Source organism: Pseudomonas sp. R3-57, from assembly GCF_051132065.1.
GTDB lineage: Bacteria > Pseudomonadota > Gammaproteobacteria > Pseudomonadales > Pseudomonadaceae > Aquipseudomonas.
In genome coordinates this window covers 850,278-874,410 of sequence record NZ_CP071655.1, presented here as the reverse complement: position 1 = coordinate 874,410, position 24,133 = coordinate 850,278, and the positions used below count along the sequence as shown (strand labels likewise).

Annotated in this window: 22 protein-coding genes; 13 read left to right on the top strand and 9 right to left on the bottom strand. The window is 61.5% G+C overall.

The window, feature by feature from the left end; all coding sequences use genetic code 11:
* Positions 1-7 precede the first annotated feature (7 nt).
* The 3 genes from J3P93_RS04045 to hrpB form a co-directional block, all read right to left on the bottom strand.
* Positions 8-433: a hypothetical protein gene (locus J3P93_RS04045; RefSeq protein ID WP_090286554.1), complete on the bottom strand. Its 426-nt coding sequence runs from the start codon at positions 431-433 to the stop codon at positions 8-10.
* Positions 434-446: 13 nt separating this feature from the next.
* Positions 447-1,019 (bottom strand): hypothetical protein, encoded by a 573-nt coding sequence (locus J3P93_RS04040; RefSeq protein ID WP_434595282.1) that lies wholly within the window; start codon positions 1,017-1,019, stop codon positions 447-449.
* Positions 1,020-1,147: 128 nt separating this feature from the next.
* The gene (gene hrpB / locus J3P93_RS04035) at positions 1,148-3,667 is read right to left on the bottom strand and encodes an ATP-dependent helicase HrpB (RefSeq protein ID WP_434595280.1); all 2,520 of its coding nucleotides are present in this window, start codon (positions 3,665-3,667) and stop codon (positions 1,148-1,150) included.
* 110 nt (positions 3,668-3,777) lie between these two features.
* On the opposite strand from hrpB, the gene J3P93_RS04030 reads away from it, so the two are divergent.
* Together J3P93_RS04030 and J3P93_RS04025 are read left to right on the top strand one after the other, a co-directional pair.
* Positions 3,778-4,197 (top strand): polyribonucleotide nucleotidyltransferase, encoded by a 420-nt coding sequence (locus J3P93_RS04030; RefSeq protein ID WP_434595278.1) that lies wholly within the window; start codon positions 3,778-3,780, stop codon positions 4,195-4,197.
* Between the two features lie 12 nt (positions 4,198-4,209).
* Entirely contained in the window at positions 4,210-5,097 is an 888-nt protein-coding gene (locus J3P93_RS04025) for a cation diffusion facilitator family transporter (RefSeq protein WP_434595276.1), read from the top strand.
* A gap of 40 nt (positions 5,098-5,137) precedes the next feature.
* On the opposite strand, the gene J3P93_RS04020 is transcribed toward J3P93_RS04025, so the two are convergent.
* A complete protein-coding gene (locus tag J3P93_RS04020) occupies positions 5,138-6,166 on the bottom strand; it encodes a DUF6515 family protein (protein WP_434595273.1) in 1,029 nt (342 codons plus the stop codon).
* A gap of 452 nt (positions 6,167-6,618) precedes the next feature.
* Between J3P93_RS04020 and J3P93_RS04015 the strand changes: the two genes are divergently transcribed.
* Together J3P93_RS04015 and J3P93_RS04010 are read left to right on the top strand one after the other, a co-directional pair.
* Positions 6,619-7,098, top strand: a complete 480-nt coding sequence (locus tag J3P93_RS04015) for an Lrp/AsnC family transcriptional regulator (RefSeq protein WP_008081091.1) — start codon at positions 6,619-6,621, stop codon at positions 7,096-7,098.
* Positions 7,099-7,379: 281 nt separating this feature from the next.
* The gene (locus tag J3P93_RS04010) at positions 7,380-7,589 is read left to right on the top strand and encodes a DUF2788 domain-containing protein (protein ID WP_007909655.1); all 210 of its coding nucleotides are present in this window, start codon (positions 7,380-7,382) and stop codon (positions 7,587-7,589) included.
* Here J3P93_RS04010 and J3P93_RS04005 read toward each other — a convergent pair.
* The 4 genes from J3P93_RS04005 to J3P93_RS03990 all read right to left on the bottom strand — a co-directional run bounded on the left by J3P93_RS04005 (position 7,584) and on the right by J3P93_RS03990 (position 14,086).
* Positions 7,584-8,219 carry a pseudouridine synthase gene (locus J3P93_RS04005; protein WP_434595270.1) on the bottom strand — a complete coding sequence of 212 codons (636 nt, stop codon included), beginning with the start codon at positions 8,217-8,219 and terminating at the stop codon, positions 7,584-7,586. The two genes, J3P93_RS04010 and J3P93_RS04005, sit on opposite strands and share 6 nt — an antisense overlap.
* 74 nt (positions 8,220-8,293) lie before the next feature.
* Positions 8,294-9,793 carry an AMP nucleosidase gene (gene amn / locus J3P93_RS04000; protein WP_434595268.1) on the bottom strand — a complete coding sequence of 500 codons (1,500 nt, stop codon included), beginning with the start codon at positions 9,791-9,793 and terminating at the stop codon, positions 8,294-8,296.
* 192 nt (positions 9,794-9,985) lie between these two features.
* Positions 9,986-11,635 (bottom strand): acyl-CoA dehydrogenase family protein, encoded by a 1,650-nt coding sequence (locus J3P93_RS03995; RefSeq protein ID WP_434595265.1) that lies wholly within the window; start codon positions 11,633-11,635, stop codon positions 9,986-9,988.
* Between the two features lie 99 nt (positions 11,636-11,734).
* The gene (locus tag J3P93_RS03990) at positions 11,735-14,086 is read right to left on the bottom strand and encodes a 7TM diverse intracellular signaling domain-containing protein (RefSeq protein ID WP_434595262.1); all 2,352 of its coding nucleotides are present in this window, start codon (positions 14,084-14,086) and stop codon (positions 11,735-11,737) included.
* Between the two features lie 303 nt (positions 14,087-14,389).
* Here J3P93_RS03990 and J3P93_RS03985 point away from each other — a divergent pair, with 303 nt between their 5' ends.
* The 4 genes from J3P93_RS03985 to J3P93_RS03970 all read left to right on the top strand — a co-directional run bounded on the left by J3P93_RS03985 (position 14,390) and on the right by J3P93_RS03970 (position 17,910).
* Positions 14,390-15,187 (top strand): hydroxymethylpyrimidine/phosphomethylpyrimidine kinase, encoded by a 798-nt coding sequence (locus J3P93_RS03985; RefSeq protein WP_203419602.1) that lies wholly within the window; start codon positions 14,390-14,392, stop codon positions 15,185-15,187.
* An 18-nt stretch (positions 15,188-15,205) separates the two neighbouring features.
* Entirely contained in the window at positions 15,206-15,829 is a 624-nt protein-coding gene (gene thiE, locus J3P93_RS03980; RefSeq protein ID WP_434595259.1) for a thiamine phosphate synthase, read from the top strand.
* 17 nt (positions 15,830-15,846) lie between these two features.
* On the top strand, positions 15,847-17,130 hold the full coding sequence (gene hemL, locus J3P93_RS03975; protein ID WP_434595257.1) for a glutamate-1-semialdehyde 2,1-aminomutase: 1,284 nt from the start codon (positions 15,847-15,849) through the stop codon (positions 17,128-17,130).
* A 225-nt stretch (positions 17,131-17,355) separates the two neighbouring features.
* The gene (locus tag J3P93_RS03970) at positions 17,356-17,910 is read left to right on the top strand and encodes a tetratricopeptide repeat protein (RefSeq protein ID WP_093098052.1); all 555 of its coding nucleotides are present in this window, start codon (positions 17,356-17,358) and stop codon (positions 17,908-17,910) included.
* A 43-nt stretch (positions 17,911-17,953) separates the two neighbouring features.
* Here J3P93_RS03970 and J3P93_RS03965 read toward each other — a convergent pair whose 3' ends face one another.
* Positions 17,954-18,283, bottom strand: a complete 330-nt coding sequence (locus J3P93_RS03965) for a DUF1820 family protein (RefSeq protein WP_003185742.1) — start codon at positions 18,281-18,283, stop codon at positions 17,954-17,956.
* A gap of 132 nt (positions 18,284-18,415) precedes the next feature.
* Here J3P93_RS03965 and miaB point away from each other — a divergent pair, with 132 nt between their 5' ends.
* From miaB to lnt, 5 genes are all read left to right on the top strand, one after another.
* Positions 18,416-19,744 carry a tRNA (N6-isopentenyl adenosine(37)-C2)-methylthiotransferase MiaB gene (miaB, locus tag J3P93_RS03960; protein ID WP_090286583.1) on the top strand — a complete coding sequence of 443 codons (1,329 nt, stop codon included), beginning with the start codon at positions 18,416-18,418 and terminating at the stop codon, positions 19,742-19,744.
* Positions 19,745-19,959: 215 nt separating this feature from the next.
* On the top strand, positions 19,960-20,958 hold the full coding sequence (locus J3P93_RS03955) for a PhoH family protein (RefSeq protein ID WP_434595254.1): 999 nt from the start codon (positions 19,960-19,962) through the stop codon (positions 20,956-20,958).
* Complete coding sequence (ybeY, locus tag J3P93_RS03950) at positions 20,951-21,445, top strand: rRNA maturation RNase YbeY (protein WP_203419606.1); 495 nt, start codon at positions 20,951-20,953, stop codon at positions 21,443-21,445. Before J3P93_RS03955 ends, ybeY begins: the two co-directional genes overlap by 8 nt.
* Positions 21,446-21,450: 5 nt before the next feature.
* On the top strand, positions 21,451-22,290 hold the full coding sequence (locus J3P93_RS03945; protein ID WP_007909641.1) for an HlyC/CorC family transporter: 840 nt from the start codon (positions 21,451-21,453) through the stop codon (positions 22,288-22,290).
* A 279-nt stretch (positions 22,291-22,569) separates the two neighbouring features.
* Positions 22,570-24,093 carry an apolipoprotein N-acyltransferase gene (lnt, locus tag J3P93_RS03940; protein WP_434598283.1) on the top strand — a complete coding sequence of 508 codons (1,524 nt, stop codon included), beginning with the start codon at positions 22,570-22,572 and terminating at the stop codon, positions 24,091-24,093.
* The last annotated feature ends 40 nt before the right edge of the window (positions 24,094-24,133 follow it).

The window sequence follows — 24,133 nt, the reverse complement described above, 5'->3', positions numbered from 1 at the left end:
GTTAGCTTCAGAGGCCCGGAGGGACATAACCGGGCACATACCGCACATTGGCGCACTTGCCGTGCAGTATCCGCCCGTCCTCGATCAGGAACTGGGCGATCTTTTTCTGTTGATTGACCTTTGCCTGCAATTTGCAGGTTGAGCTGTGCCCCACCTGTTGGTAGTGCTCGGTGTAAACCATGCCATTACCGGTATGGTTCATCGACGTGCCGGCCGCTTCGGTGGTGGTCCAGCTTGCGGACTTGAACCAGGTGAGCACGGCCAAGGGTTCGCCGTTCGGGCCGGTTTCCTTTTGCATCGAATCGGGCGTACCGAACAGGTTCAGTGCTTCCTGAAGGTCGCGGCCTTCCCAACGGCTCTGCGCGATGGTGGAACAGCCGGCCAAGAGCAATCCCGCCAACAGGGTTGTCAGCAATAAGCGTGTGCAAGTCATGTGAATTCCCGGCTTATTTTTTAAGTTCGAGCAGACTGTCGATGTTGTCCATCATCTGGCTCTTTTGCTGAATCGGCGCGAGCTTGAAGAACATCTGCTGGAGCATTTCGATCATCTGCAGGTATTCCATCTTGCCCACCGCGGCCATGTCGTTTTTAGCGCGACTGCCCGGCGCGCAGGCAAACTTCAGCGCCTGCTGAACCCAGAACTCTTTCGGGGTCTGCCATTGATTGGCAACTTTCAAATGACGCAGGGTGTAAGCGAGACGTTCGATGGACTGGCCGTTAATAAAACGTACCTTGCCCGTAGAGCACTGGGCTTCAATGTTGTAGACGTCGATCATCGGTTTGCCCGGTTCTTCATACACCAGGGTCACCGCAACCATGGTCGCGCCTTTGGTTTTTTCCGAGGGCACCACCGACGTTGCATCCGCCACGTACATGATGTTTTTTTGGGCAACGCCGTTGCCGTAGATAATCCACCAGTCGCCAATCGGATTGGGCTCTTCGGCGATTGCCGAACTGGAGGCGGCCAGCAGCGCAGCCGACAAGAAGAACAACTTCTTGAACTTGAAGAAAGAGGTCATGGGCAGTTCCGTTCCTTGGGCACAAGTTGCGGGCAGCAACACTTGTTATTGTTCAGGCCGCGATTTTGCGAGCCTGTACAAACAAGGGCAATTAGCACGGATGGGCTAATGGCGCGCTGCCATCGGCCTCAGGTACCGCGCGGTTTTGCCCGCGCAGTGGCTTCGGCCACTAGCGGATCATCCGGCCAGTAATGCTTCGGATAGCGCCCCTTCAGATCCTTCTTCACTTCGGCATAGGTACTGCGCCAGAAGTTGGCCAGGTCCTGCGTCACCTGCACCGGCCGCCTCGCCGGCGACAGCAGATGCAATTTGACCACTTGCCGCCCGCCGGCAATTCGCGGTGTATCGGCGAGCCCGAACAGCTCTTGCAAGCGCACCGCGAGAATCGGCGGCGACTCGCTGTAATCCAGGCGAATCGAAGAGCCCGACGGCACGCTCAAATGGTGCGGTGCCAGTTCGTCGAGCTTTTGCGGCAGCGGCCATGGCAGCAGATTGCGCACGATGCTCCACAGGTCGAGGTTGGCAAAATGGCTGAGTCGCGAGACTTTGCCCAGATACGGCATCAGCCAGTTTTCCAGAGTGTCGAGCAGCGTTGCGTCACTGACATCCGGCCACTGGCTGTCGTCCTGACTGTTCAGATCGAGCTGACGCAACAACGCCACCCGTGCCTGCCACTGGCGCAGTTCCGGGGTCCATGGCAACAGCTCGAGACCTTTGCGCCGGACCAGATTGACCAGTGCCTGACTGCGTGCAGTTTCATCCAGACCGGTCAACGGTTCGCGGCTGAGAATCAGCTCGCCGACCTTGCGCTGACGCTCGGCGCGCAGCACGCCTTCGCGTTCGTCCCAATCCAGTTGATCGACGCTGTGCACCTGTTCGGCCAGTACCGAGTCGAACAGCGCCGGATCAAAATCCGCCGCCAGATAAATCCGCTCCTCGCGCTGGCCCTGACGGCTGCCGAGGTCAGCGATGACGATCCACGGCTCTTTCATCAGGCTGTCGGCTTCAGCGAACAGTGCGGCACGACCGTTGGCCAGACGATATTCCGCGCCACCGGCACGCCGTTGTTGTGCGACGCGATCCGGGTAGGCCAACGCCAGCAACGCGCCGAGCCAGCGCGGATGCTCGGGATCGCTGACCGGCGCGCTGGCCTTGCCGCGCAGGTAGCCGCGATATTGCCGCGCCAGTTGCCGAGCGCGTTGCACCCCGCCCTGGGCGCCACGCGCTGCACGCTCTTCACCCGATAGCAGGGCCAGACGACTGTGCAAGTCCGCGCCGGCGCCGCGCAAGATATCGCGCTCGCCGAGCAGCGCCGCGACGTCACAAGCCATGTTCGCCAGGCCCAAGGCCTGACCGCGCAACAGCAAATGGCCGATCCGTGGATGCGCCGGCAGTTCGGCCATCGACTGACCATGCGGGGTCAGCACCTCGCCGTCGAGCGCACCGAGGCGCTGCAACAAATCCTGCGCTTGTGCATATGCCGCCGCAGGCGGCACATCCAGCCACACCAGTTCATTTGGCGTTACGCCCCAGCGCCCCAGTTGCAGGGCGAGGCTGGCGAGGTCCGCCGAGAGAATTTCCGCACTGCCGTAAGCCGCCAGTTGTTCGTGCTGATCCTGCGACCACAAGCGGTAGCAAACGCCCGGTTCGAGTCGCCCGGCACGGCCGGCACGCTGGGTGGCGCTGGCCCTGGAAATGCGCTGGGTGTCGAGGCGGGTCATGCCGCTGCCCGGATCGAAACGCGGTACTCGCGCCAGCCCGGCATCGATCACCACGCGCACGCCGTTGATGGTCAGGCTGGTCTCGGCGATGTTGGTCGCCAGCACCACTTTGCGCTGACCGGCCGGCGCCGGGTCGATCGCCGCGCGCTGGGCAGTGAGGTCAAGCTCGCCGTGCAGCGGGCAGAGCAAGACATCGCTGCGCGCGCCGATGGCGTCGGCCAATTGTTGATACACACGACGGATTTCCGCCTGCCCCGGCAGGAACACCAGCAGGCTGCCGGATTCATCGTTGAGGGCTTCGAGTACGGTTTGCGTGACGCGCTGATCGATGTACTCACCGGGCTGAAACGGTCGGCACCAGCGCATCGTTACCGGATACATCCGCCCTTCGCTGCGCAGGATCGGCGCGTCATTCAGCAACCCGGCCAGACGCTCGCCTTCGAGCGTGGCCGACATGAGCAGAATCTTCAGCGGCTGTTCAGCCCGAAACAGCTCGCGACCGTTCAGACTCAGGGCCAACGCCAGATCGGCGTCGAGGCTGCGTTCGTGAAACTCATCGAAAATCAGCAGACCCACGCCTTCCAGCGCCGGGTCATCCTGCAGACGACGGGTGAGAATGCCTTCGGTGACCACTTCGATGCGCGTCTTCGGGCCGACCTTGCTGTCCAGACGAATGCGATAACCAACGGTTTCCCCGACCTGCTCGCCCAGCTCACTGGCCAGACGTTCTGCAGCGGCACGCGCGGCCAGTCGGCGCGGTTCAAGCATCAGAATGGTCTGCCCGGCGAGCCATGCTTGATCAAGCAGGGCCAGCGGCACGCGGGTGGTTTTACCGGCACCGGGCGGCGCTTCGAGCACGGCTTCGTGGCGTGACGCTAGGGCTTCACGCAGGGCGGGTAAAACATCGTCGATCGGCAAAGAAATCATGCTGGCTCCCAAACAGAGGCGCGAGTATAACGGCGAACTGCAAGGCGTTCGTCAGGGTCTTAACTTCACTCGACGAAGCTTCGTTCTTAGATGAATCAGGAGATTTCCCCATGCGCTTACCTTTTCGCCTGATCGGCGGTGTTCTGGTCGCCAGCCTGCTCACGCAGATCACTGCGTGCGGGTCGATTTTCTACCCGGACCGTCGCGGCCAGATCGACGGCAAGATCGACCCGGCGATTGCCGCGCTCGATGCTGTCGGCCTGTTGTTCTACATCATTCCCGGGCTGATCGCGTTTGCTGTCGACTTCGCCACCGGCGCGATCTATTTCGAACCGGGCCACACTGCGCAGATCGACCCGGCCAAGCTCAAGCCAGCCATCGGCGCGGACGGTCAGGTCGACAAGCAAAAGTTGCAGGCGATTCTCGAAAGCGAGTTGGGGCGAGACTTTCCGCTCGACGACCCGCGCCTGATCCAGCACAAGGGCAGCACCCAGCAACTGGCGATGTTCGGCCTGCAACCTGCGGCATAACAAGGAAGATCGATGACCTCCAGTCCCGAACACGCCCGCCTGCTGCGCCTGGCGACCCGCGCCTCGGTGGCGGTGGCGTGCACGCTGATCGTTGCCAAAGCCATCGCCTGGTGGCTCAGCGGTTCGGTGAGCATGCTCGCCGGCCTCACCGACTCGGCGCTGGACGGCGTTACTTCGATGCTCAATCTGCTCGCGGTGCATTACGCGCTGCGCCCGGCGGATGACGATCACCGTTATGGCCACGGCAAAGCGGAGTCCCTGGCAGGGATGGCGCAGGCATTGTTCATCGGCGGCAGCGCGCTGCTGATCGCGTTTCAGGCCTACGAGCGCTTGCAGACGCCGCAGCCTCTGGGCGCGCCATGGCTGAGCATCGGCGTGATCGTGTTTTCATTGCTGCTGACCGCGGCGTTGCTGGTGTTGCAGCACCGAGTGATCAAGCAGACCGGCTCCAACGCCGTGCGCGCCGACTCGCTGCACTATCGCTCGGACATGCTGCTCAACGGCAGCATCCTGCTGGCGCTGGTGTTGGCCGGGTTTGGCTTCGAGCAACTGGATGCGTGGTTCGGCCTGGGCATTGCCGCCTACATTTTGTGGAGCGCGATTCAGATCGCCCGCGAAAGTTTTTCGGTGTTGATGGATGAGGAACTGCCGACCGACGTCAGCCAGCACATGCTTGAACTGGCGTGCAGCGTGCCGGGTGTACTGGGCGCGCATGACTTGCGCACGCGCATCTCCGGCAACCACTGGTTCGTGCAGTTGCATCTGGAGTTGCCGGGAGAGTTGACACTGTCAGTCGCTCACGGCATCAGCGATCAAGCCGCCGACGCCATTCACAAAGCCTACCCACGGGCCGAAGTGCTGGTGCACGCAGATCCGATAAAGGCAGCTACAAGCTATTAGCTTCAAGCTTGCAGCTGAAAACTCGAAGCTTGCAGCTGCTTCATCTGACTTGGTAACCGCGACTGCTCAGGCAGTTGCCCTGGGCCTGGCGATACGCTTGAACCACTTCGGGCGCCGGTTGGTAGGTCGCGGTGCGCGGATCAAAACCGCTTTGCTGCACCGCATATTGGTAGCACTGATAGCCATCCTGCTGGACCTGCTCCGGCGATTGGCCATTCGCAGGATAAGCTTCGACGTCATAACCTTGAGCCTGTGATTGCGGCGGTTGCTGCACCGGCGGCTCGACCACGACGTAATCCTGCGTCGCTTGCTGATAGGCGTAATAAGAGCCAGCGGCGAGGAACAGCAGCGAGCCGCCGATCCATACTTCGCGGGCGTAATCAGGCAAATACTGGATGCGGATCCCGCGCGGCGGCTGCACGACGATGTAGCGCGGGCCTTGCGGGCGATACCAGTAACCACCGGAACAGAAATAATCCTGACCCCGATACGGCACGCGGTAGTCGCGATCCGGGAAACGATCGATCACATGGCCCGGACGGTATTGCGGGCCCGGGCCCCAGCCATTGCCATGACCGTTCGGACGCCCCGGCCAGCGGTTGTCATCAGGACGGTTCTGGGTCTGCCATTGCTGATTGTGGTAAGCGTTTTGCGGGCGTTCGTCGCGGTAGTAACCCTGGCGTGGTTCCTGGGTCTGGCGCACAGTGTCGGGACGTGGCTGGATCGGCAGGTTATTGCCCGGTTGCCGCGGCGGTTCTGGCCGATCATCGGGGCGGTTGCGGTTCTGCCATTGACCGTCATTGTTGTGCGACTGGCCGTTGTGCTCGAACTGGCGGCTATTGTCGCCACGAATGATTTCGTTGTTCTGCGGCCGCGGTTGATACTGCGGCCCATTGCCCGGCCCGCGTTGCGGCTGATCAGCGCCACGGCCCTGATCGTTGCCCTGATGCTGCTGGCCACGCCCGTCGCCATCGGGTCCACGATTCTGCGGCTCGTCGGCCAGCGCTTGCGCACCGACACTCACACACAGCAAACCAACACCGGCCAGACGCCAGATGCGCGAATTCATGTTGTTCCTCACTGCGGGGGAGCCTGTCATTGGGTGGGCCTGTTGCTAAGACTCGCAACAGGCCCACCGGGTTCTGCGACAGGTTATCAGTCGCGCGACTTATTTATTGAGGCGGCAAGATGAAATCGCCGGCAAGAAAAAAGGGAGACCCGTCGGCCTCCCTTTTAGAGAATTGCGTCCTGGCTCGACGCTTTTGACGTCGGCTCACCTCACGCCGTCTTCTGGACAGTGTGCAGCTCGGGGGCCGGCACAACCCCGGTGGGGGTGGCGGCCGCGGCGGGCCGGATTGGGCGGGCCGCGTGGACTGTGTTACCGAGCAGTGATTCTGGTGATAAGAATAGGCCGGACGCCGCGACAGATGATTGCGAAGATTGCTCAAATAAACACCACTTGCGCAATTTTTAACCCTGGATAGATAATCTGCCGCAATAGTTACAGCCAAGGACAGATTGATGAGCAAACTCGACCGTTACGACCTGAGTATTTTGGCGGAATTGCAACGCGACGCCCGCATCTCCAACCAGGAGTTGGCCGAGCGCATCGGTCTGTCCCCTTCGCCTTGCTCGCGTCGGGTCAAGCAACTGGAAGACGACGGCTACATTTCGCGCCAGGTCGCGTTGCTCGACCGCAAGATGCTCGGGCTGAGCCTGACGGCCTATGTGCTGATCGGCATGGACCGCCACACACCGGAGCGTTTCGAGAATTTCGAAGCGGCGATCCGGACGTTGCCGCAGGTACTGGAGTGCAGTCTGGTGACGGGCGTGGATGCGGATTACCAGTTGAAGGTGGTGGTGCCGGATATGGATCACTATCAGAAGTTGTTGCTGGGACACCTGACCCGGATTGAAGGCGTGACCAGTGTGCGCTCGAGTTTTGTGCTGAATCAGGTGTTGAACAGCACGGAACTGCCGCTGACCCACCTGCGCAACTGATCAAAAGCCCCTCACCCCAGCCCTCTCCCGGAGGGAGAGGGAGCCGACCGTGAGATGCTGAAGAAGTACGCCGACCTGAGGGTTCTGCTGTGAATCCATAATCGACTCGATATTTCAGGTCGATGCATGATGCCAGACACCTCAGTCGGTCCCCTCTCCCTCCGGGAGAGGGCCAGGGTGAGGCCAACCATTGCGGATCAGACCCAGATCAATGCCACCCCACCCACCATGCCGTATACTCCCCGCCGCCCTTTCAGCCTGCCGCGCGCCGGAGATTGCCAATGGATCCAGCACTGCTCGAAGAATGGATGATGACCGGTCTGGTCAGCATCCTGATCATTTTCATGGGTTTCATCGTCTGGGATCTGGCAAAGAAGTCCAAGGCCGGGCGCTTTGGCTCGTTCATTCTGTTTTTCGTACTGGGCCTGGGCGTGGCCGCGTTCATCATCAAGAGTGTGGTGATCGGCCTGATCGAATCCGGCGCGTTATAAGCGCGCCGGCACTTCCTTCCACTGGCCCTGATCGAGCCCATCGATCGTCCAGTCGCCAATCCTGACCCGCACCAGACGCAACGTCGGCAGCCCAACCGCAGCAGTCATGCGCCGCACCTGGCGGTTGCGCCCCTCGCGAATCACCAGTTCCAGCCATGAAGTCGGTATGGTCGCGCGAAAGCGTACCGGTGGATTGCGCGGCCACAAGTCAGGCTCGTCCAGTTGCCGCGCTTCGGCGGGCAGGGTCATGCCGTCGTTCAACTCGACACCGTCACGCAAACGCTGCAACTGCTCGGCAGTCGGCACGCCTTCGACCTGCACCCAATAAGTCTTCGCCAGTTTGTGTTTCGGATCGGCAATGCGCGCCTGCAACTGGCCGTCATTGGTCAGCAGCAACAAGCCTTCGCTGTCGCGATCCAGGCGTCCGGCCGGGTAAATGCCGGGCACATCGATGTAATCCTTGAGCGTCGCCCGCCCCTCACCGTCGCTGAACTGCGTCAGCACATCGAACGGCTTGTTGAACAGGATCAGTTTCGACTCGGCCGGTGGTGCCTTGGCAACACGGCGCGGCGAGGACGACTGAGGCTTCGGGCCAGGGCGGCGGGAAGGTGGACGAGTAGGACGGGACATAAGAAGAGAAAAACATTCAGCGATCAGGGCTGACAATGCTAGTGCCCCGACCGCCAAATGACCACGACTAACCGTTAACGGAACGGCGGCTCGTCGAAGCTGCGCAGTTTGCGCGAGTGCAGTGAGTTGAGTTCGGTGCGCAGCAGATCCACCGCTTCGATGCCGATTTTCAAGTGCTGGCTGACCGCGCGTTCGTAGAAGGCGTTGGCCGAACCCGGCAGCTTGATTTCGCTGTGCAGCGGTTTGTCCGAGACGCAAAGCAACGTGCCGTACGGCACCCGCAAGCGATACCCCTGCGCCGCAATCGTGCCGCTTTCCATGTCCACAGCGACAGCACGGGACAGGTTGATCAACGGCCGTTCCTGCGCCCAGCGCAGTTCCCAGTTGCGGTCGTCGTAGGTCAGCACGGTGCCGGTGCGCAGGCGTTTTTTCAGGTCGTCGCCCTTCTCACCGGTGACGTTCGCCGCCGCCTGCTGCAGTGCCAACTGCACTTCGGCCAGCGCCGGGATCGGGATATTCGGCGGCACCACGCGATCGAGAATGCCGTCGCGGCGCATATACGCGTGGGCCAGCACATAGTCGCCGATGGTCTGCGACTGACGCAGGCCGCCACAGTGGCCGATCATCAGCCAGCAGTGCGGACGCAGCACGGCTAGGTGGTCGGTGATGTTCTTGGCGTTGGACGGGCCGACGCCGATGTTGACCAGCGTCACGCCGTGGCCATCGTTGGCGATCAGGTGATAGGCCGGCATCTGGTAACGGTGCCAGACCACACCGGCGGCAATGGCCGAGGCTTCGCCGTGGTCCATGCCCTTCTCGATGATCACGTTGCCCGGCAAGACCATGCGCACGAAACGCGGGTCGCTGCGCAGTTGCTCCAGGCCATGAACGATGAACTGGTCGACGTAGCGGTGATAGTTGGTCAGCAGGATCCACGGCTGCACATGGCGCCAGTCACTGCCGGTGTAATGCACCAGACGGCGCAGCGAGAAATCCACACGCGCGGCGTCGAACAGCGCCAGCGGCAGCGGATCGGTGTTTTCCCAATCGTAGAGACCGTCGGCGATGCCATCGGTGGCCGCGGACAGGTCGGTACTCGGAAACACTCGCGCCAGGACCGCAGCGGTGACGCCAGAACCGGCCAGCTCATCGCCCTGCTCGACCACGTACGGGTACGGAATGTTCTGCTGGCTGACGCCGACTTCGACGGTCACGGTGAAGTCGTGCATCAACGGCGTCAGTTGTTCGAGCAGGTATTTGCGAAATGCCGCCGGGTGAGTGACGGTGACGCTGTAGGTGCCGGGCAACTGCACCTTGGCGTAGGCGCGAGTGGTCTGCGGGACTTCGCCCTGGCAGTGATAGGTCAGACGCAGTTCGGGATAACGAAACAGGGCACGCTGTTCGGCGTCGGGTTCGACGCGGTCCTTGAGATAACGCTTGAGCGCCGAATTCAACGCAGTGGTGGCCCGCTCATGCAGCTCGGCCAGACGATCCACGGCTTGTTCGGCGGTTTGAACGACAATAAACGCTTCGGTCACGATCAGCTTCCTGTGTTCTGACTTGCAGAGCTTCATCTTGCCTGCATCGTCGCGTCACGGGAACAGTGGCGTTGTGGGTGCAGGCAATTCTTTCAGGCGAAGAGAATCCCGGTGGGAGCTGGCTTGCCAGCGATGCGGCCGTTACATTCAACATCGATGTTGACTGACAGACCGCCATCGCTGGCAAGCCAGCTCCCACAGGGTTTTGTGGTGTCGGCAAAATTGAGGTCAGAAAAGCTGCGGGGTCGAGCGCGCGACGATCGCTTCGACATCCAGCCCCCGCGGCAACGCGCCGTAGACCCGGCCGCCGCAACTCAAGCGGCTGGCAATGAACGCATCGCTGACCGCCGCGTTACCGGCCTCGAGCAACAGTTTGGCCTGCAAACCGAGGGCTATATCTTCGGTCAACTGCCGCGCCCGATACTGAATGTCACTGGTGTCCTTGAACTGCGCCTGCAATTGCTGGATATGCGCGGCCAGACGCTTGTCGCCATGGCCATCGCCGAGTTCACTGAACAACACATCCAGCACACCCGGCTCTTTCGACAACGCGCGCAGCACGTCGAGGCACTGCACGTTGCCCGAACCTTCCCACGTCGAATTCACCGGCGCTTCGCGGTACAGCCGCGGCAGGATGCTGTCCTCGACATAACCGGCACCGCCCATGCATTCGGCGGCTTCGTTGATCATTCCCGGCGCCCGTTTGCAGATCCAGTATTTGCCCACCGCTGTCACCAGCCGCGCAAACTGCGCTTCGTGGCGATCATCCAGATGATCGAGCGCCTTGCCCATGCGCAAACTGAGCGCCAGCGCGGCTTCACTTTCCAGCGCCAGATCGGCCAGCACATTCTGCATCAACGGTTGCTCGCTGAGCAGCTTGCCGCCGACCTTGCGGTGCGCGCAGTGATGGCTGGCCTGGGTCAGCGCCTGGCGCATCAGCGAGCTGGAGCCGACCATGCAATCGAAACGGGTCATCGCCACCATTTCGATGATGGTCGGCACGCCGCGGCCTTCTTCGCCGATCATCCACGCCAGCGCACCGCGAAATTCCACTTCGCTGGAGGCGTTGGACTGGTTGCCGAGTTTGTTTTTCAGACGCTGGATGTAGAACTGATTGCGCGTGTCGTCCGGGCGATGGCGCGGCAGCAGAAAGCAGCTCAAGCCCTTGTCGGTCTGCGCCAGCGTGAGGAAGGCATCGCACATCGGCGCCGAGCAGAACCACTTGTGCCCGACCAGTTCATACGCCTGGCCCGGGCCACTGGCGCCGACCGGATAAGCTTTGGTGGTGTTGGCGCGCACGTCGGTGCCGCCCTGCTTCTCGGTCATCGCCATGCCGATGGTCACGCCGGCCTTGTGTGCCATGCCAACATTGCGCGGGTCGTATTCGCTGGAGAGGACTTTCGGCAGCCATTGCTCGGCCAGATCCGCCTGCAAACGCAGGGCTGGCACGCTGGCGAAGGTCATGGTCAACGGGCAACCGCTGCCGGCCTCGGCCTGGCTGTGCAGATAGGTCATCGAGGCGCGGGCGACATGCGCGCCGTCCTGCGGCTGAGCCCACGGCAGCGAGGTCAGACCGTGTTCGATCGCGCTGCGCATCAACTGGTGATACGCCGGGTGAAACTCCACCAGATCGATGCGATGACCGTAGCGGTCGTGGCTGGCGAACACCGGCTTGTTCTGGTTGGCGAGGAAACCGGCCTCCATCAGCGGGCCACCGGCGAGCGCACCGTAGGCATCGATCCGCGACTCTGCCCAGCCGGCGCCAAACCGCCGCGACCACTCCTGCAATGGCAGGTCGATGCGGTACAGATTGGTGCCGTCCAGCGAAGGTGGCTGGTTGGTGACTTCGTGGGTTTCGGCGAACTGATGCAGGTTCATCGCGGCGGCTCCTTGATTCGGCAGAGGGTCAGTTAAGCACCGCCCTCACACCGATCAAAGTGGCATATACGCCGAATTTGCGGCGCTTTTACCCTGCTATCAGCACAGCACGCGACGCTCCAGCGCCGACTGCAAATCTTCGAATTTTACCGGTTTGTTCAGGTAATCGATGGCCACGCCGGTGACGCACAGGTCGCGCTCGGCCTGCAGGGCGAGCAGGAACACCGGCAGGTGCGCGCAGCCAGGCAACGCATGAATCTGGCAGCACAACGAGGCGCCGTCGTGGGCCGGCAACTGGCAGTCGATCAGCACGGCGTCGAAGCTTTCGCGCTGCAAGCAGGCCAGTGCTGCCGCAGCGTTGTCGGCGGTGCGCACGCGAAAGCCGAGCTTGAGCAGCATGCCGCGCATCACCAACTGGTTGACGCTGTTGTCGTCCACCAGCAACACCGTGCAGTCCTGCGGCAAACGAATTCGCTCCTGCGTGGACGAGAATTCCGGCGCCGGTTCGATCATCGGCAGTTCAAACTCGACGTCCAGTTGAAAACGGCTGCCACGCCCCGGCTCGGAGCGGTGGGTCAGCTTGCCGCCGAGCAGTTCGACCAGTTGTCGGCAGATCGCCAGGCCGACACCGAGGCCGCCGTATTCACGGGTCATCGAGCCGTCGAGCTGGAAGAAGCGCTGATACATCGTCGCCTCGCCCAGATCGGTAAAGCCGATGCCGGTGTCGATGACCGCAAACGACAGCGCCAGACGATTGTCCGTCGAGGGTTTGCCGGTCACGCGCAGCGCCAGACCACCGACGCGAGTGAACTTGATCGCATTGTCCAGCAGGCATTCCAGGCACTGCGCAAGCTTGGCACTGTCGCCGTGCAGGCGATCGGGCAGCGTTGGCAGCACATCGACCTTGAAGTCCAGCGACTTGCTCGCCGCGTTGCCCTCGAATTGCACGCGCAGTGCCTCGATCACCGCGCGCAGGCTGAAAGTGCCCGAGGACGCCTTGAGCTTGCCCGCCTGCAATTCGGTCAGCGTGAGGATGCCGTTGACCATGCGCATCATGTCGCGCGCAGAACCGGCGGCCGTCTGCTGATATTGCTCGAGTTCCGGGTCCATCTCGACGGTCTGCATCAATTCCAGCGAGCCGATCACACCGTTCATGGGCGTGCGCAATTCATGGGTCAGGGTGGCGAGGAATTCGTCCTTGAGCTTGTTGCTGTGCGCCAGTTGCTGGTTGAGCACTTCAAGCTTCTGCCCGGCGTCGTACAGCGTCTGCGCCTGCTGCTCACGCATGGCGTTGATGCGGTCGGCCAGCGCCAGTGACAGCAGCGCCACTTCGATGGCCGAACCGATCTGGCTGGCGTACATGGTCAGGAACACGTTCGGCAGCAGACCCAGCACCATCAACGTATTGACGATGCCGCCGAGCAGGAACGCCGACCAGGCAATGATGAAATAGCGCGCCACGCGCAGACCGCGCCACCAGGCGAGAATCCCTGCGGCGAAAATCACCACGGTGAAGGTCAGCGCGAGTGTCGTCGCCAGACGCAAGGCCAGCGCATAGCTGGTCATCAGCGACAGGCCGATCACCACGGCACTGAAGGCAATCAGTCCGATCAGCAAGCGATCGAGCCAGCGGCTGTGGGTGTGGGTTTGCAGGAAGCTGCGGGCGAACTGGCTGCCGAACAGGCCGGCGCAGCCGATGAAAAATGGCGTGGCAGCGTTCGCCCACCATGGGTTGTCCGGCCAGAAATACTCGACCGCCGCGCCGTTCACCGACAACTGATAGAGGCCGAACGAGCCGATATAGAAGATGTAATAGAGGTAACTGGTGTCGCGCACGCTCAGGTAGATGAACAGGTTGTAGACCAGCATCCCCAGCAACACGCCATAAATGATGCCGAGCACGTACAGGCGCACGGGCTGATCTTCGAGGTAAGCGGTGCTCGACCACAACGTCACCGGCGCCTGGATCGAGCCTTCGCTGGCCAGTCGCAGGTACAGCGTCTGTTGCTGATCGGGCTTGAACGGCAGGTCGAACAGGTAATTGTTCTGGCGGATCTCGCGGCTGGCGAACGCCAAGGCATCGCCGGTCTGGCGCACCAGTCGATAGTCGCCAGCCGCGTCGGGCAAGTACAAGTCGAGGTGATCGAGCGGTGGGTAGGCCAGCTCCAGCAACCAGGTGCGCTGGGCGGCGGGGTTGCGCGGACGATAATGCAGGTCGATCTTCAGCCAGAACGCCGAACGCGAGTAACCGGCGTTGAGCGTGGCCTTGTCGTGCGCCTTGAACTGGCCGGCGGCAGCCTGTGCGCGGACGTCAGCAAGGCTCGCCTGACCGCTCGGGTCTTCGAACACTTGCAGCGATCGGCCCAGTGGCAGGCTTTGGGTGAATTCGTCGAACTCGACAGCGCTCGCCATGAGGGGCAAGCAGAACAGCAACATCAGCAAATAGCGCATTGAAGCCCCAGCGTGGCTCGTCCGGTTGTGTCAGGAAGCCCCCCATTCCCTTTGAGTAGACGTAAAACCGGTATTACCTGTTATTGGTTTGGATCCAGCCTAGCATAGCCGTTGATGGCCATTAAGCACCATCGAAACTTTTCCTACAAAGGCTCTAGAACGGGCGTTTCAGAGCAAAGCTGCGGACTAGAGCTGTTGAGTCGGTCAACTTGTCAGAATAGGCCTGGTTTCTCTGTCCGCGATATCGGCCAGGGGCAACGGCACTGAACCCGAAAATCAGCTTTGGTGGTAAGCTCGCGCACCATGAATATCTACAGCTCCCGCCCCGTTGTCCTCTGTCTCTCCGGCCACGACCCCAGTGGTGGCGCCGGCCTGCAGGCAGATATCGAAGCCCTGCTCGCGCAGGGCTGCCATGCGGCTCCGGCCGTCACCGCCCTGACCGTGCAAGACACGGTCAATGTCACTGACTTTCGCGTCCTCGACCGTGAGTGGGTACTGGCCCAGGCCAATGCCGTGCTCAACGATTCTGAAGTCGCGGCGGTGAAGCTGGGCATGCTTGGTTCGCTGGCGATGGTCGACACCGTTGTCGAACTGCTCTCGGCGCACCCGCATTTGCCGGTGGTCTGCGACCCGGTGCTGCGCGCCGGCGGCGGCGGACGCCTGGGCAAGGACGAAGTCGGTTATGCGATGCGCGAGCGTCTGCTGCCGCTGTCGATCATTGCCACGCCCAACCTTCCCGAAGCGCGCATCCTCGCCGAACTGCCTGATGGCACCGCGGATGAGTGCGCTGAAAAACTCCTGCCATTCGTCAAAAACCTGCTGATCACTGGCGGCCATGGCGACGAAACTGAAATCCACAACCGCGTGTACAGCCGCGACGGTCTGCGTGAAACTTTCATTTGTCAGCGTCTGCCGGGCAGCTATCACGGTTCTGGTTGCACCCTGGCCAGCGCCCTCGCCGGTCGCCTGGCCCAGGGCGAACACCTGGCCAGCGCTGTGCGCAGCGCACTGGATTACACCTGGCGCACCCTGCGCGATGCCGAACAACTGGGCAAAGGCCAGTTCGTCCCGCGTCGCCTGCCGCTGGATTTCTGCTCGTAACGTCGTGAGGTCTGCCCGATGAAACTACGTGGCCTGTATGCCATTACCGACAGCACACTGCTGGCCGGCAAGTTTCTGTCTTACGTGGAGGCGGCGCTGGAAGGCGGCGTCACCCTGCTGCAATACCGCGACAAAAGCAGCGATGAGGCCCGCCGCTTGCGCGAGGCCGAAGCGCTGCGTGATTTGTGCGAGCGCTACAAGACCCAGTTGATCATCAACGATGACGCCGAGCTGGCCGCGCGCCTGAATGTCGGCGTGCATCTGGGCCAGACCGACGGCCCGCTGTCGCCGACCCGCGCCCTGCTCGGCTCGAAAGCGATCATCGGTTCGACCTGTCACGACCAGCTCGGCCTCGCCGGGCAAGCCGCCAAAGAAGGCGCGAGCTACGTCGCCTTCGGCCGCTTCTTCAACTCCAGCACCAAGCCCGGTGCGCCGAGTTGCGGCCTAGATTTGCTCGACCAAGCCAAACGCACGCTGCATCTGCCGGTCTGCGCGATTGGCGGCATCACCCTCGATAACGCCGCGCCACTGGTGGCCCATGGGGTCGACCTGCTGGCGGTGGTCCACGGCCTGTTCGGTGCTGAAAACACCGCCGAAGTGACTCGCCGCGCCCGCGCGTTCAATGAATTGTTCAAAGCCTGAAGATTGAGAGCCCGATCATGTCTCGTTCCGAAACCCTGTTTGCCAATGCCCAGAAACACATTCCCGGTGGCGTCAACTCGCCGGTGCGCGCGTTCAAAAGCGTCGGTGGTACGCCGCTGTTCTTCAAACACGCGGAAGGCGCTTACGTTACCGACGAAGACGACAAGCGTTATGTCGATTACGTCGGTTCGTGGGGGCCGATGATCCTCGGCCACAGCCACCCGGACGTACTTGATGCTGTGCGCAATCAACTGCAACACGGTCTGTCCTATGGCGCGCCGACCGCGATGGAAACCGAGATGGCCGATCTGGTCTGCTCGTTGGTGCCGTCGATGGACATGGTGCGCATGGTCAGCTCCGGCACCGAAGCGACCATGAGCGCGATCCGTCTGGCCCGTGGTTACACCGGCCGCGACAGCATCATCAAATTCGAAGGCTGCTACCACGGCCACTCCGACAGCCTGCTGGTCAAGGCCGGTTCCGGCGCGCTGACCCAGGGCGTACCGAGTTCGGCCGGTGTACCGGCGGCGTTCGCCAAACACACCCTGACCCTGCCGTTCAACGACATCGCAGCGGTGGAGCAGATGCTTGCCGAAGTCGGTGAGGACGTCGCCTGCATCATCGTCGAGCCGGTTGCCGGCAACATGAACTGCGTGCCACCGGCTCCAGGTTTCCTCGAAGGTCTGCGTTCGCTGTGCGACAAGCACGGCGTGGTGCTGATTTTCGACGAAGTGATGACCGGTTTCCGCGTCGCCCTCGGCGGTGCGCAGGCGTACTACGGCGTCACCCCGGACCTGACCACCTTCGGCAAGATCATCGGCGGCGGCATGCCGGTCGGCTGCTTCGGCGGCAAACGCGCAATCATGGAACGCATCGCGCCGCTGGGCCCGGTGTACCAGGCCGGTACGCTGTCGGGTAACCCGCTGGCGATGGCCGCTGGCCTGACCACCCTGCGCCTGATCAGCCGTCCGGGCTTCCATGCCGAACTGACCGACTACACCACGCGCCTGCTCGACGGTCTGCAACAACGCGCCGATGCTGCCGGCATTCCGTTCGTGACGACACAGGCCGGCGGCATGTTCGGTCTGTATTTCAGCGGCGCTGACGACATCGTCACCTTTGACGACGTGATGGCCAGCGACGCTGCACTGTTCGGGCGCTTCTTCCACCTGATGCTCGAAGGTGGCGTGTACCTCGCGCCGAGCGCCTTCGAAGCCGGTTTCACCTCGATCGCCCACGGCGAAGCCGAGTTGCAACTGACGCTGGACGCCGCCGAGCGTGCCTTCGCCGCACTGAAATAATCGCCGTACCGCTGACGTTGGCTATCGCCAGCGTCAGCTTTCACCTACACCCCTGCCGTTTTTCCCACGCCGCTGCTAAAAATCTTGTAGAAAGTGGGCGATATATCCCCCACGCAGCAGAAAAACGAGTAAAGACTTTGTAAGGTTGGCCCTGCTTATTTCATAATGCGCGCTTATTGGATCCCCCGACGGGTCCGCGCGCCCTTCAGAGGTAAGTCGATTCCCATGAACCGCACCGGCCGCACCCTTGCATTGGGCTGCCTGTTGCTCCTTCAGCCCCTGCTCGCGCATGCACAAGCAGGCGGCAACTCGTTGTTGATCCCGGCGATGGGTCGTTGCACCCTCAATACTCAGCCGCAAGACGTCACGCAGGCACTGGCCGCCTGCCAGAAAGCGGCGGACGAAGGGGATGCACAAGCACAATACGAGTTGGGTGAGTTCTACTACGACGGCAAGAACGCGCCGCGCGACCTCAATCAAGCCCTGAGCTATTTCGAAAAGGCCTCGCTGCAAGGCCACGCTCAGGCACAGTTCAAGCTCGGCACCATGTTCTTCCACGGCGAAGGCGTGCAGGCCAACAATATCCAGGCGTACATTGTGCTGAAGATGGCGGCGGTCAACGGTGCCGAAGAGGCGCTGGACACGGCCGATGAAGTCTCCGAGAACATGTCCCGCGAAGACCTCGAAACCGCGACTCAGGTGCTCGGGCAGATCTTCCGCAAATACCTGATGGAATTGCAGAGCGCCGATGGGCGTACGCCGTTCTCGCCGCTTCCCTGATTCTTGTAGCGCTGCTCGCGAAGGAGGCGACGTGCTCTGAGTCTTACTTCTCGGGCATCGGCATCGGGAACGGCATGACATTGCCGACCGCGCCGCGGGCTTCGCTGATTTTCGGTGTACCCAGACGCTCTACTTCGTCGATACGCACGATCGAATGCATCGGCACAAAGCTGCGCACCACGCCTTCGAATTGCGCCTTGAGCTTTTCTTCGCTCGGGTCGACGACCACTTGCGTGCGCTCGCCAAAGACGAACTCTTCAACTTCCAGAAAACCCCACAGATCACTTTGATAGATCTGCTTGGCGTACATTTCGAACACCTGGCCCTGGTTGAGGAAAATCACCTTGTAGATTGGAGCTTCGCGTTTGGTCATGGCGGGCGGATAACATCGGGGTAAAAATGGGGGCGCGAACTATAGCATAGCCACCGGACGCACAGCGGTAGGAACCTGACGGCTTGTTCCCTATAATGCGCGGTTCTTCGAATCACGTGACGACACTAATCCATGGCCAAGAAGCTTTACATCGAAACCCACGGTTGCCAGATGAACGAGTACGACAGCTCGCGCATGGTCGATCTGCTGGGCGAACATCAGGCCCTGGAAGTCACCGCTCGCGCGGAAGACGCCGACGTGATTCTGCTCAACACCTGCTCGATCCGCGAGCGCGCCCAGGATCGGGTGTACTCGCAGCTCGGGCGCTGGCGCGAACTGAAGCTGGCCAACCCGGACATGGTCATTGCGGTCGGCGGTTGCGTCGCCAGTCAGGAAGGCGCGGCGATCCGCGATCGCGCCCCATACGTCGACGTTGTGTTCGGACCGCAGACCCTGCACCGCCTGCCGGAAATGATCGACGCCGCGCGCAGCAGCAAGCTGCCGCAGGTCGATGTGTCATTCCCGGAAATCGAAAAATTCGACCACTTGCCCGAGCCGCGCATCGACGGCCCGAGCGCTTATGTGTCGGTAATGGAAGGTTGCAGCAAGTACTGCACGTTCTGCGTGGTGCCTTACACCCGTGGCGAAGAAGTCAGCCGGCCGTTCGACGACGTGATCGCCGAGATCATTCACCTGGCCGAACACGGCGTGCGTGAAGTGACCCTGCTGGGCCAGAACGTCAACGGCTACCGCGGCGCTACGCATGACGGGCGCATGGCCGATCTGGCCGAGCTGATCCGCGTGGTCGCGGCCGTCGATGGCATCGACCGCATCCGCTACACCACGTCGCACCCGCTGGAGTTTTCCGACAGCCTGATCCAGGCCCACGCCGAGGTGCCGGAGCTGGTCAAGCACCTGCATTTGCCGGTGCAGTCGGGTTCCGACCGGATTCTCGCGGCAATGAAGCGCAACCACACCGCGCTGGAATACAAATCCAAACTGCGCAAACTGCGCGCGGCGGTGCCGGGGATCTGCATCAGCTCGGACTTTATCGTGGGTTTCCCCGGCGAGACCGAGAAAGATTTCGAGCAGACCATGAAGCTGATCGCCGATGTCGGCTTCGACTTTTCCTACTCGTTCGTCTACAGCCAGCGCCCCGGCACCCCGGCGGCAGATCTGGCTGACGACACTCCGGAAGAATTGAAGAAAGAGCGCCTGAATGCGCTGCAACATCGCTTGAACCAGCAAGGGTTCGAAATCAGCCGACAGATGGTCGGTTCGATCCAGCGCATCCTGGTGACCGATTATTCGAAGAAAGACCCCGGCGAGCTGCAGGGGCGCACCGAGAATAACCGTATCGTCAACTTCCGCTGCGACAATCCAACCCTGATCGGCCAGTTCGCCGACGTGCACATCGACGCGGCGCAACCGCACTCGTTGCGCGGCTCACTAATCCAGTAACAAGATCAGCGGCACTGGAGAGCCTGTGGGAGCTGGCTTGCCAGCGATGGGGCCATCAGTCGGAAAGTCAATTCGCCTGCTGAACCGCTATCGCTGGCAAGCCAGCTCCCACAGGGATGTTGATTGAAGCTGAGATATTTAAGAGCTTTCGCCCCCACGCCTCTGGCGTTATCCTTGATTTCACCTCAATTGCCCCAGGGCGGCTAAATACGACCTTGAACGCACCCATCGAACCACATCGCTTCCTTCTCGAGCCCTTTGAGGCTCGCCGCTTCGCCAATCTGTGCGGGCAATTCGACGAGCATCTGCGCTTGATCGAACAGCGCCTGGCCATCGAGATCCGCAACCGCGGCAATCAATTCGAACTGATCGGCGACCCCAAGCTCACCACGTCTGCGGAAAACCTGCTGCGCCGTCTGTACCGGGAAACCAAGGCGACCGAGTTGTCGCCGGACATGGTCCACCTGTTCCTGCAGGAATCGGCTGCCGAGCAACTGGACAACCACGCCCCTGCCGAACCGTCCGTCGCCCTGCGCACGAAAAAAGGCATGATTCGCCCTCGCGGCTTGAATCAGCAGCGTTACGTGAAGGAAATCCTCGGCAACGACATCAACTTTGGCATCGGCCCGGCCGGTACCGGCAAGACCTATCTGGCCGTGGCCTGCGCCGTCGATGCACTGGAACGTGAGCAGATCCGCCGCATTTTGCTGGTGCGTCCGGCGGTTGAAGCGGGTGAAAAACTCGGCTTCCTGCCCGGCGACCTGTCGCAGAAGATCGACCCGTACCTGCGCCCGCTCTATGACGCGCTGTACGAAATGCTCGGATTCGAATACGTCGCCAAGCTGATCGAACGTCAGGTGATCGAAGTGGCACCGCTGGCTTACATGCGCGGTCGCACGCTGAACAACAGCTTCATCATTCTCGACGAAAGCCAGAACACCACCGTCGAACAGATGAAGATGTTCCTGACGCGCATCGGTTTCGGTTCCACCGCAGTGATCACCGGTGACATCACCCAGGTCGACCTGCCGCGTGGCACCAAGTCCGGCCTGCATCATGTGATCGAAGTGCTCAAAGACGTGCCGGGCATCAGTTTCACGCACTTCCAGCCCAAGGACGTGGTGCGCCATCCTCTGGTGCAGCGGATCGTCGAAGCCTACGAGCGCTTCGAAAGCCGCGCCGACGCACCCAAGGAAGCCGCGCGCGATGCTTGAGCTTGATCTGCAAATTGCCACCGAAGCGTCGGCGCCGAGTGAAGCGCAATTCCGTCAGTGGTGCGAATTGGCCCTGCGCCAGCGCACCGCTGATTCGGAAATGACCATTCGTCTGGTCGACGAAGACGAAGGTCGCGAGCTCAACCACACCTGGCGGCACAAGGACTACGCAACCAATGTCCTGTCGTTCCCCGCCGATGTCCCGGACGAGCTGCTGGATATCCCGCTGCTCGGCGATCTGGTGATCTGCGTCGCCGTGGTTGAACGCGAAGCCGCCGAACAGGGCAAGGAACTTAACGCCCACTGGGCACATCTGGTCATTCACGGCTGCTTGCATCTGCTCGGTTACGACCATATAGAAGATGACGAAGCCGAAGAAATGGAAGCACTGGAACGCGAGTTGCTTGCTGAACTCGGCTTTCCCGATCCGTACGCGGACGACGAAACCGAACCATCTCCTACTGTTACAACAAAGGATTCAGAGTAATCGCTATGAGCGAAGATCGATCGAGCAACGGGCAGAAGTCATGGCTGGGTAAGCTCACCCAGGCTTTTGCCCACGAGCCGAAGAACCGTCAGGAGCTCCTCGAGCTGCTGCGTGATGCACATCAGAACAAACTCCTGGACAGCGAAGCGCTGGCCATCGTCGAAGGCGCCATTCAGGTGGCTGACCTGCAAGTACGCGACATCATGGTCCCGCGCTCGCAGATGATCAGCATCAAGGCGACGCAGACACCCCGCGAATTCCTCCCTGCCGTGGTCGACTCGGCCCACTCGCGCTATCCGGTCATCGGCGAAAGCCATGACGACGTGATGGGCGTGCTGCTGGCCAAGGATCTGCTGCCGCTGATCCTCAAGGAGAACGGCGACAGCTTCAACATCAAGGACCTGCTGCGCCCGGCCACCTTCGTGCCGGAGTCCAAGCGTCTGAACGTGTTGCTTCGTGAATTCCGTGCCAACCACAACCACATGGCCATCGTCATCGACGAATACGGTGGTGTGGCCGGCCTGGTGACGATCGAAGACGTGCTGGAACAGATCGTCGGCGACATCGAAGACGAACACGACGTCGAAGAAGACAGCTACATCAAGCCGCTGCCCAGCGGTGACTTCCTGATCAAGGCGCTGACGCCGATCGAGAACTTCAACGAGTTCTTCGACAGCGAGTTCTCCGATGACGAGTTCGACACGGTCGGCGGTCTGGTGATGAGCGCGTTCGGCCACTTGCCCAAACGCAACGAAATCACTGAAATCGGCGCCTATCGTTTCCGCATCCTGAACGCCGACAGCCGTCGGATTCATTTGCTGCGTCTGACCCCTATCGCCCGGTAAGAAATCTAAGGATTGGGGTATGTCATCAGCTATTTTCCTGCATCGCGTTGCGCCTGAAAGCGTGCCAGGCAAGGCGCAGTCCGTAGGGAATGGCATTCCCTTTCCAAGGCTGCAACGCAGCATGGCCCGCTTTCAGGCACAACCCGAAGGGCCGGGCCTGCTGTTACGTAGGGCTGCGTTACTCGTCGCTCATTTGAAAAACCAAACCACACTCCTCGTGCCTTGCCCTACGTAACAGCAGGCCCGGCGCGATACAGGAAATAGCTGATGACATACCCCCTGCGCTGGACTACCCGCCCCGGCTGGCCCGGTAACCTGCTGGCCGTGGCGGCCGGTGCAATCACCACCTTCGCGCTTGCGCCGTTCAACATCTGGCCGCTGGCTTTGCTGGCGGTCGGCTTGTTTTATGCCGGGTTGCGCGAGCTGAGCCCCCGTCAGGCGCTGGGTCGTGGCTGGTGCTTCGGCTTCGGTCTGTTCGGTGCCGGCACCAGCTGGATCTATTACAGCATTCACCATTTTGGCGGCGCTTCAGTGTTGCTCGCCGGATTCCTCATGCTGATGTTCACCGCAGCGATCGCCTGGTTTTTCGCCCTGCCCGCCTGGTTGTGGGCGCGCTGGTTGCGCCGCAATGAAGCGCCGGTGGCCGATGCTCTGGCGTTCGCCGCGCTGTGGGTCGGGCAAGAAGCGTTTCGTGGCTGGTTCCTCACCGGTTTCCCGTGGTTGTACTCCGGTTACAGCCAGCTCGATGGGCCCTTGGCCGGGCTCGCACCGGTCGGCGGCATGTGGCTGGTGTCGTTCGTTCTGGCGCTGACCGCCGCGCTGATCTACAACGCGCGGCGTTTGCTGCAAACTCGTCGCAAAGCTTTTATGGCCGCTGGATTGTTGTTGCTGGTCGGGCCATGGGTGGCCGGGATCGCGCTCAAGGGTCATGCCTGGACCAGTCCGTCGGGCGCGCCGCTGAGCGTCGCGGCGATTCAGGGCAACGTTGCACAGAGCATGAAATGGGACCCGGCCGAACTCAACGCGCAACTGGCGCTGTACCGGGACTTGAGCTTTCGCTCGAAACCGGTCGATCTGTTGATCTGGCCGGAAACTGCGGTGCCGGTGCTCAAGGAATCTGCCGAGGGTTACCTGAACATGATGGGTAACTTTGCCGCCGAGCGTAAATCTGCGCTGATTACCGGCGTGCCGATCCGCCAGATCGTGCACAAGGAAAGACGTTTCTTCAACGGCATCACCGTGGTCGGCGAAGGCGATGGCACTTACCTGAAGCAGAAACTGGTGCCGTTCGGCGAATACGTGCCGTTGCAGGACATCCTGCGCGGGCTGATCGCATTCTTCGACCTGCCGATGTCCGACTTTGCCCGTGGCCCGTCCGATCAGGCGTTGCTGCAAGCCAAGGGTTACCAGATCGCGCCTTTCATCTGTTACGAAGTGGTCTACCCGGAGTTTGCTGCCGGGCTGTCGGCGCGCAGCGATCTGCTGCTGACGATCAGCAACGACACCTGGTTCGGCACTTCGATTGGCCCGCTGCAACATTTGCAGATGGCGCAGATGCGCGCACTTGAGGCGGGGCGCTGGATGATTCGCGCCACCAACAACGGCGTGACGGGCCTGATCAACCCGTTCGGCCAGATCACCGCGCAGATCCCGCAGTTCGAACAGGGTGTGCTGTACGGTGATGTGGTGCCGATGCACGACCTGACGCCGTATCTGCAATGGCGCTCATGGCCGTTGATCGTGCTGTGCCTGCTGTTGTTCGGCTGGGCGCTGATGGCTAACCGGATGTCGAACACGCTTTAAAAGCTTCGCGAGCAGGCTCGCTCCCACAGATGAAATGCAT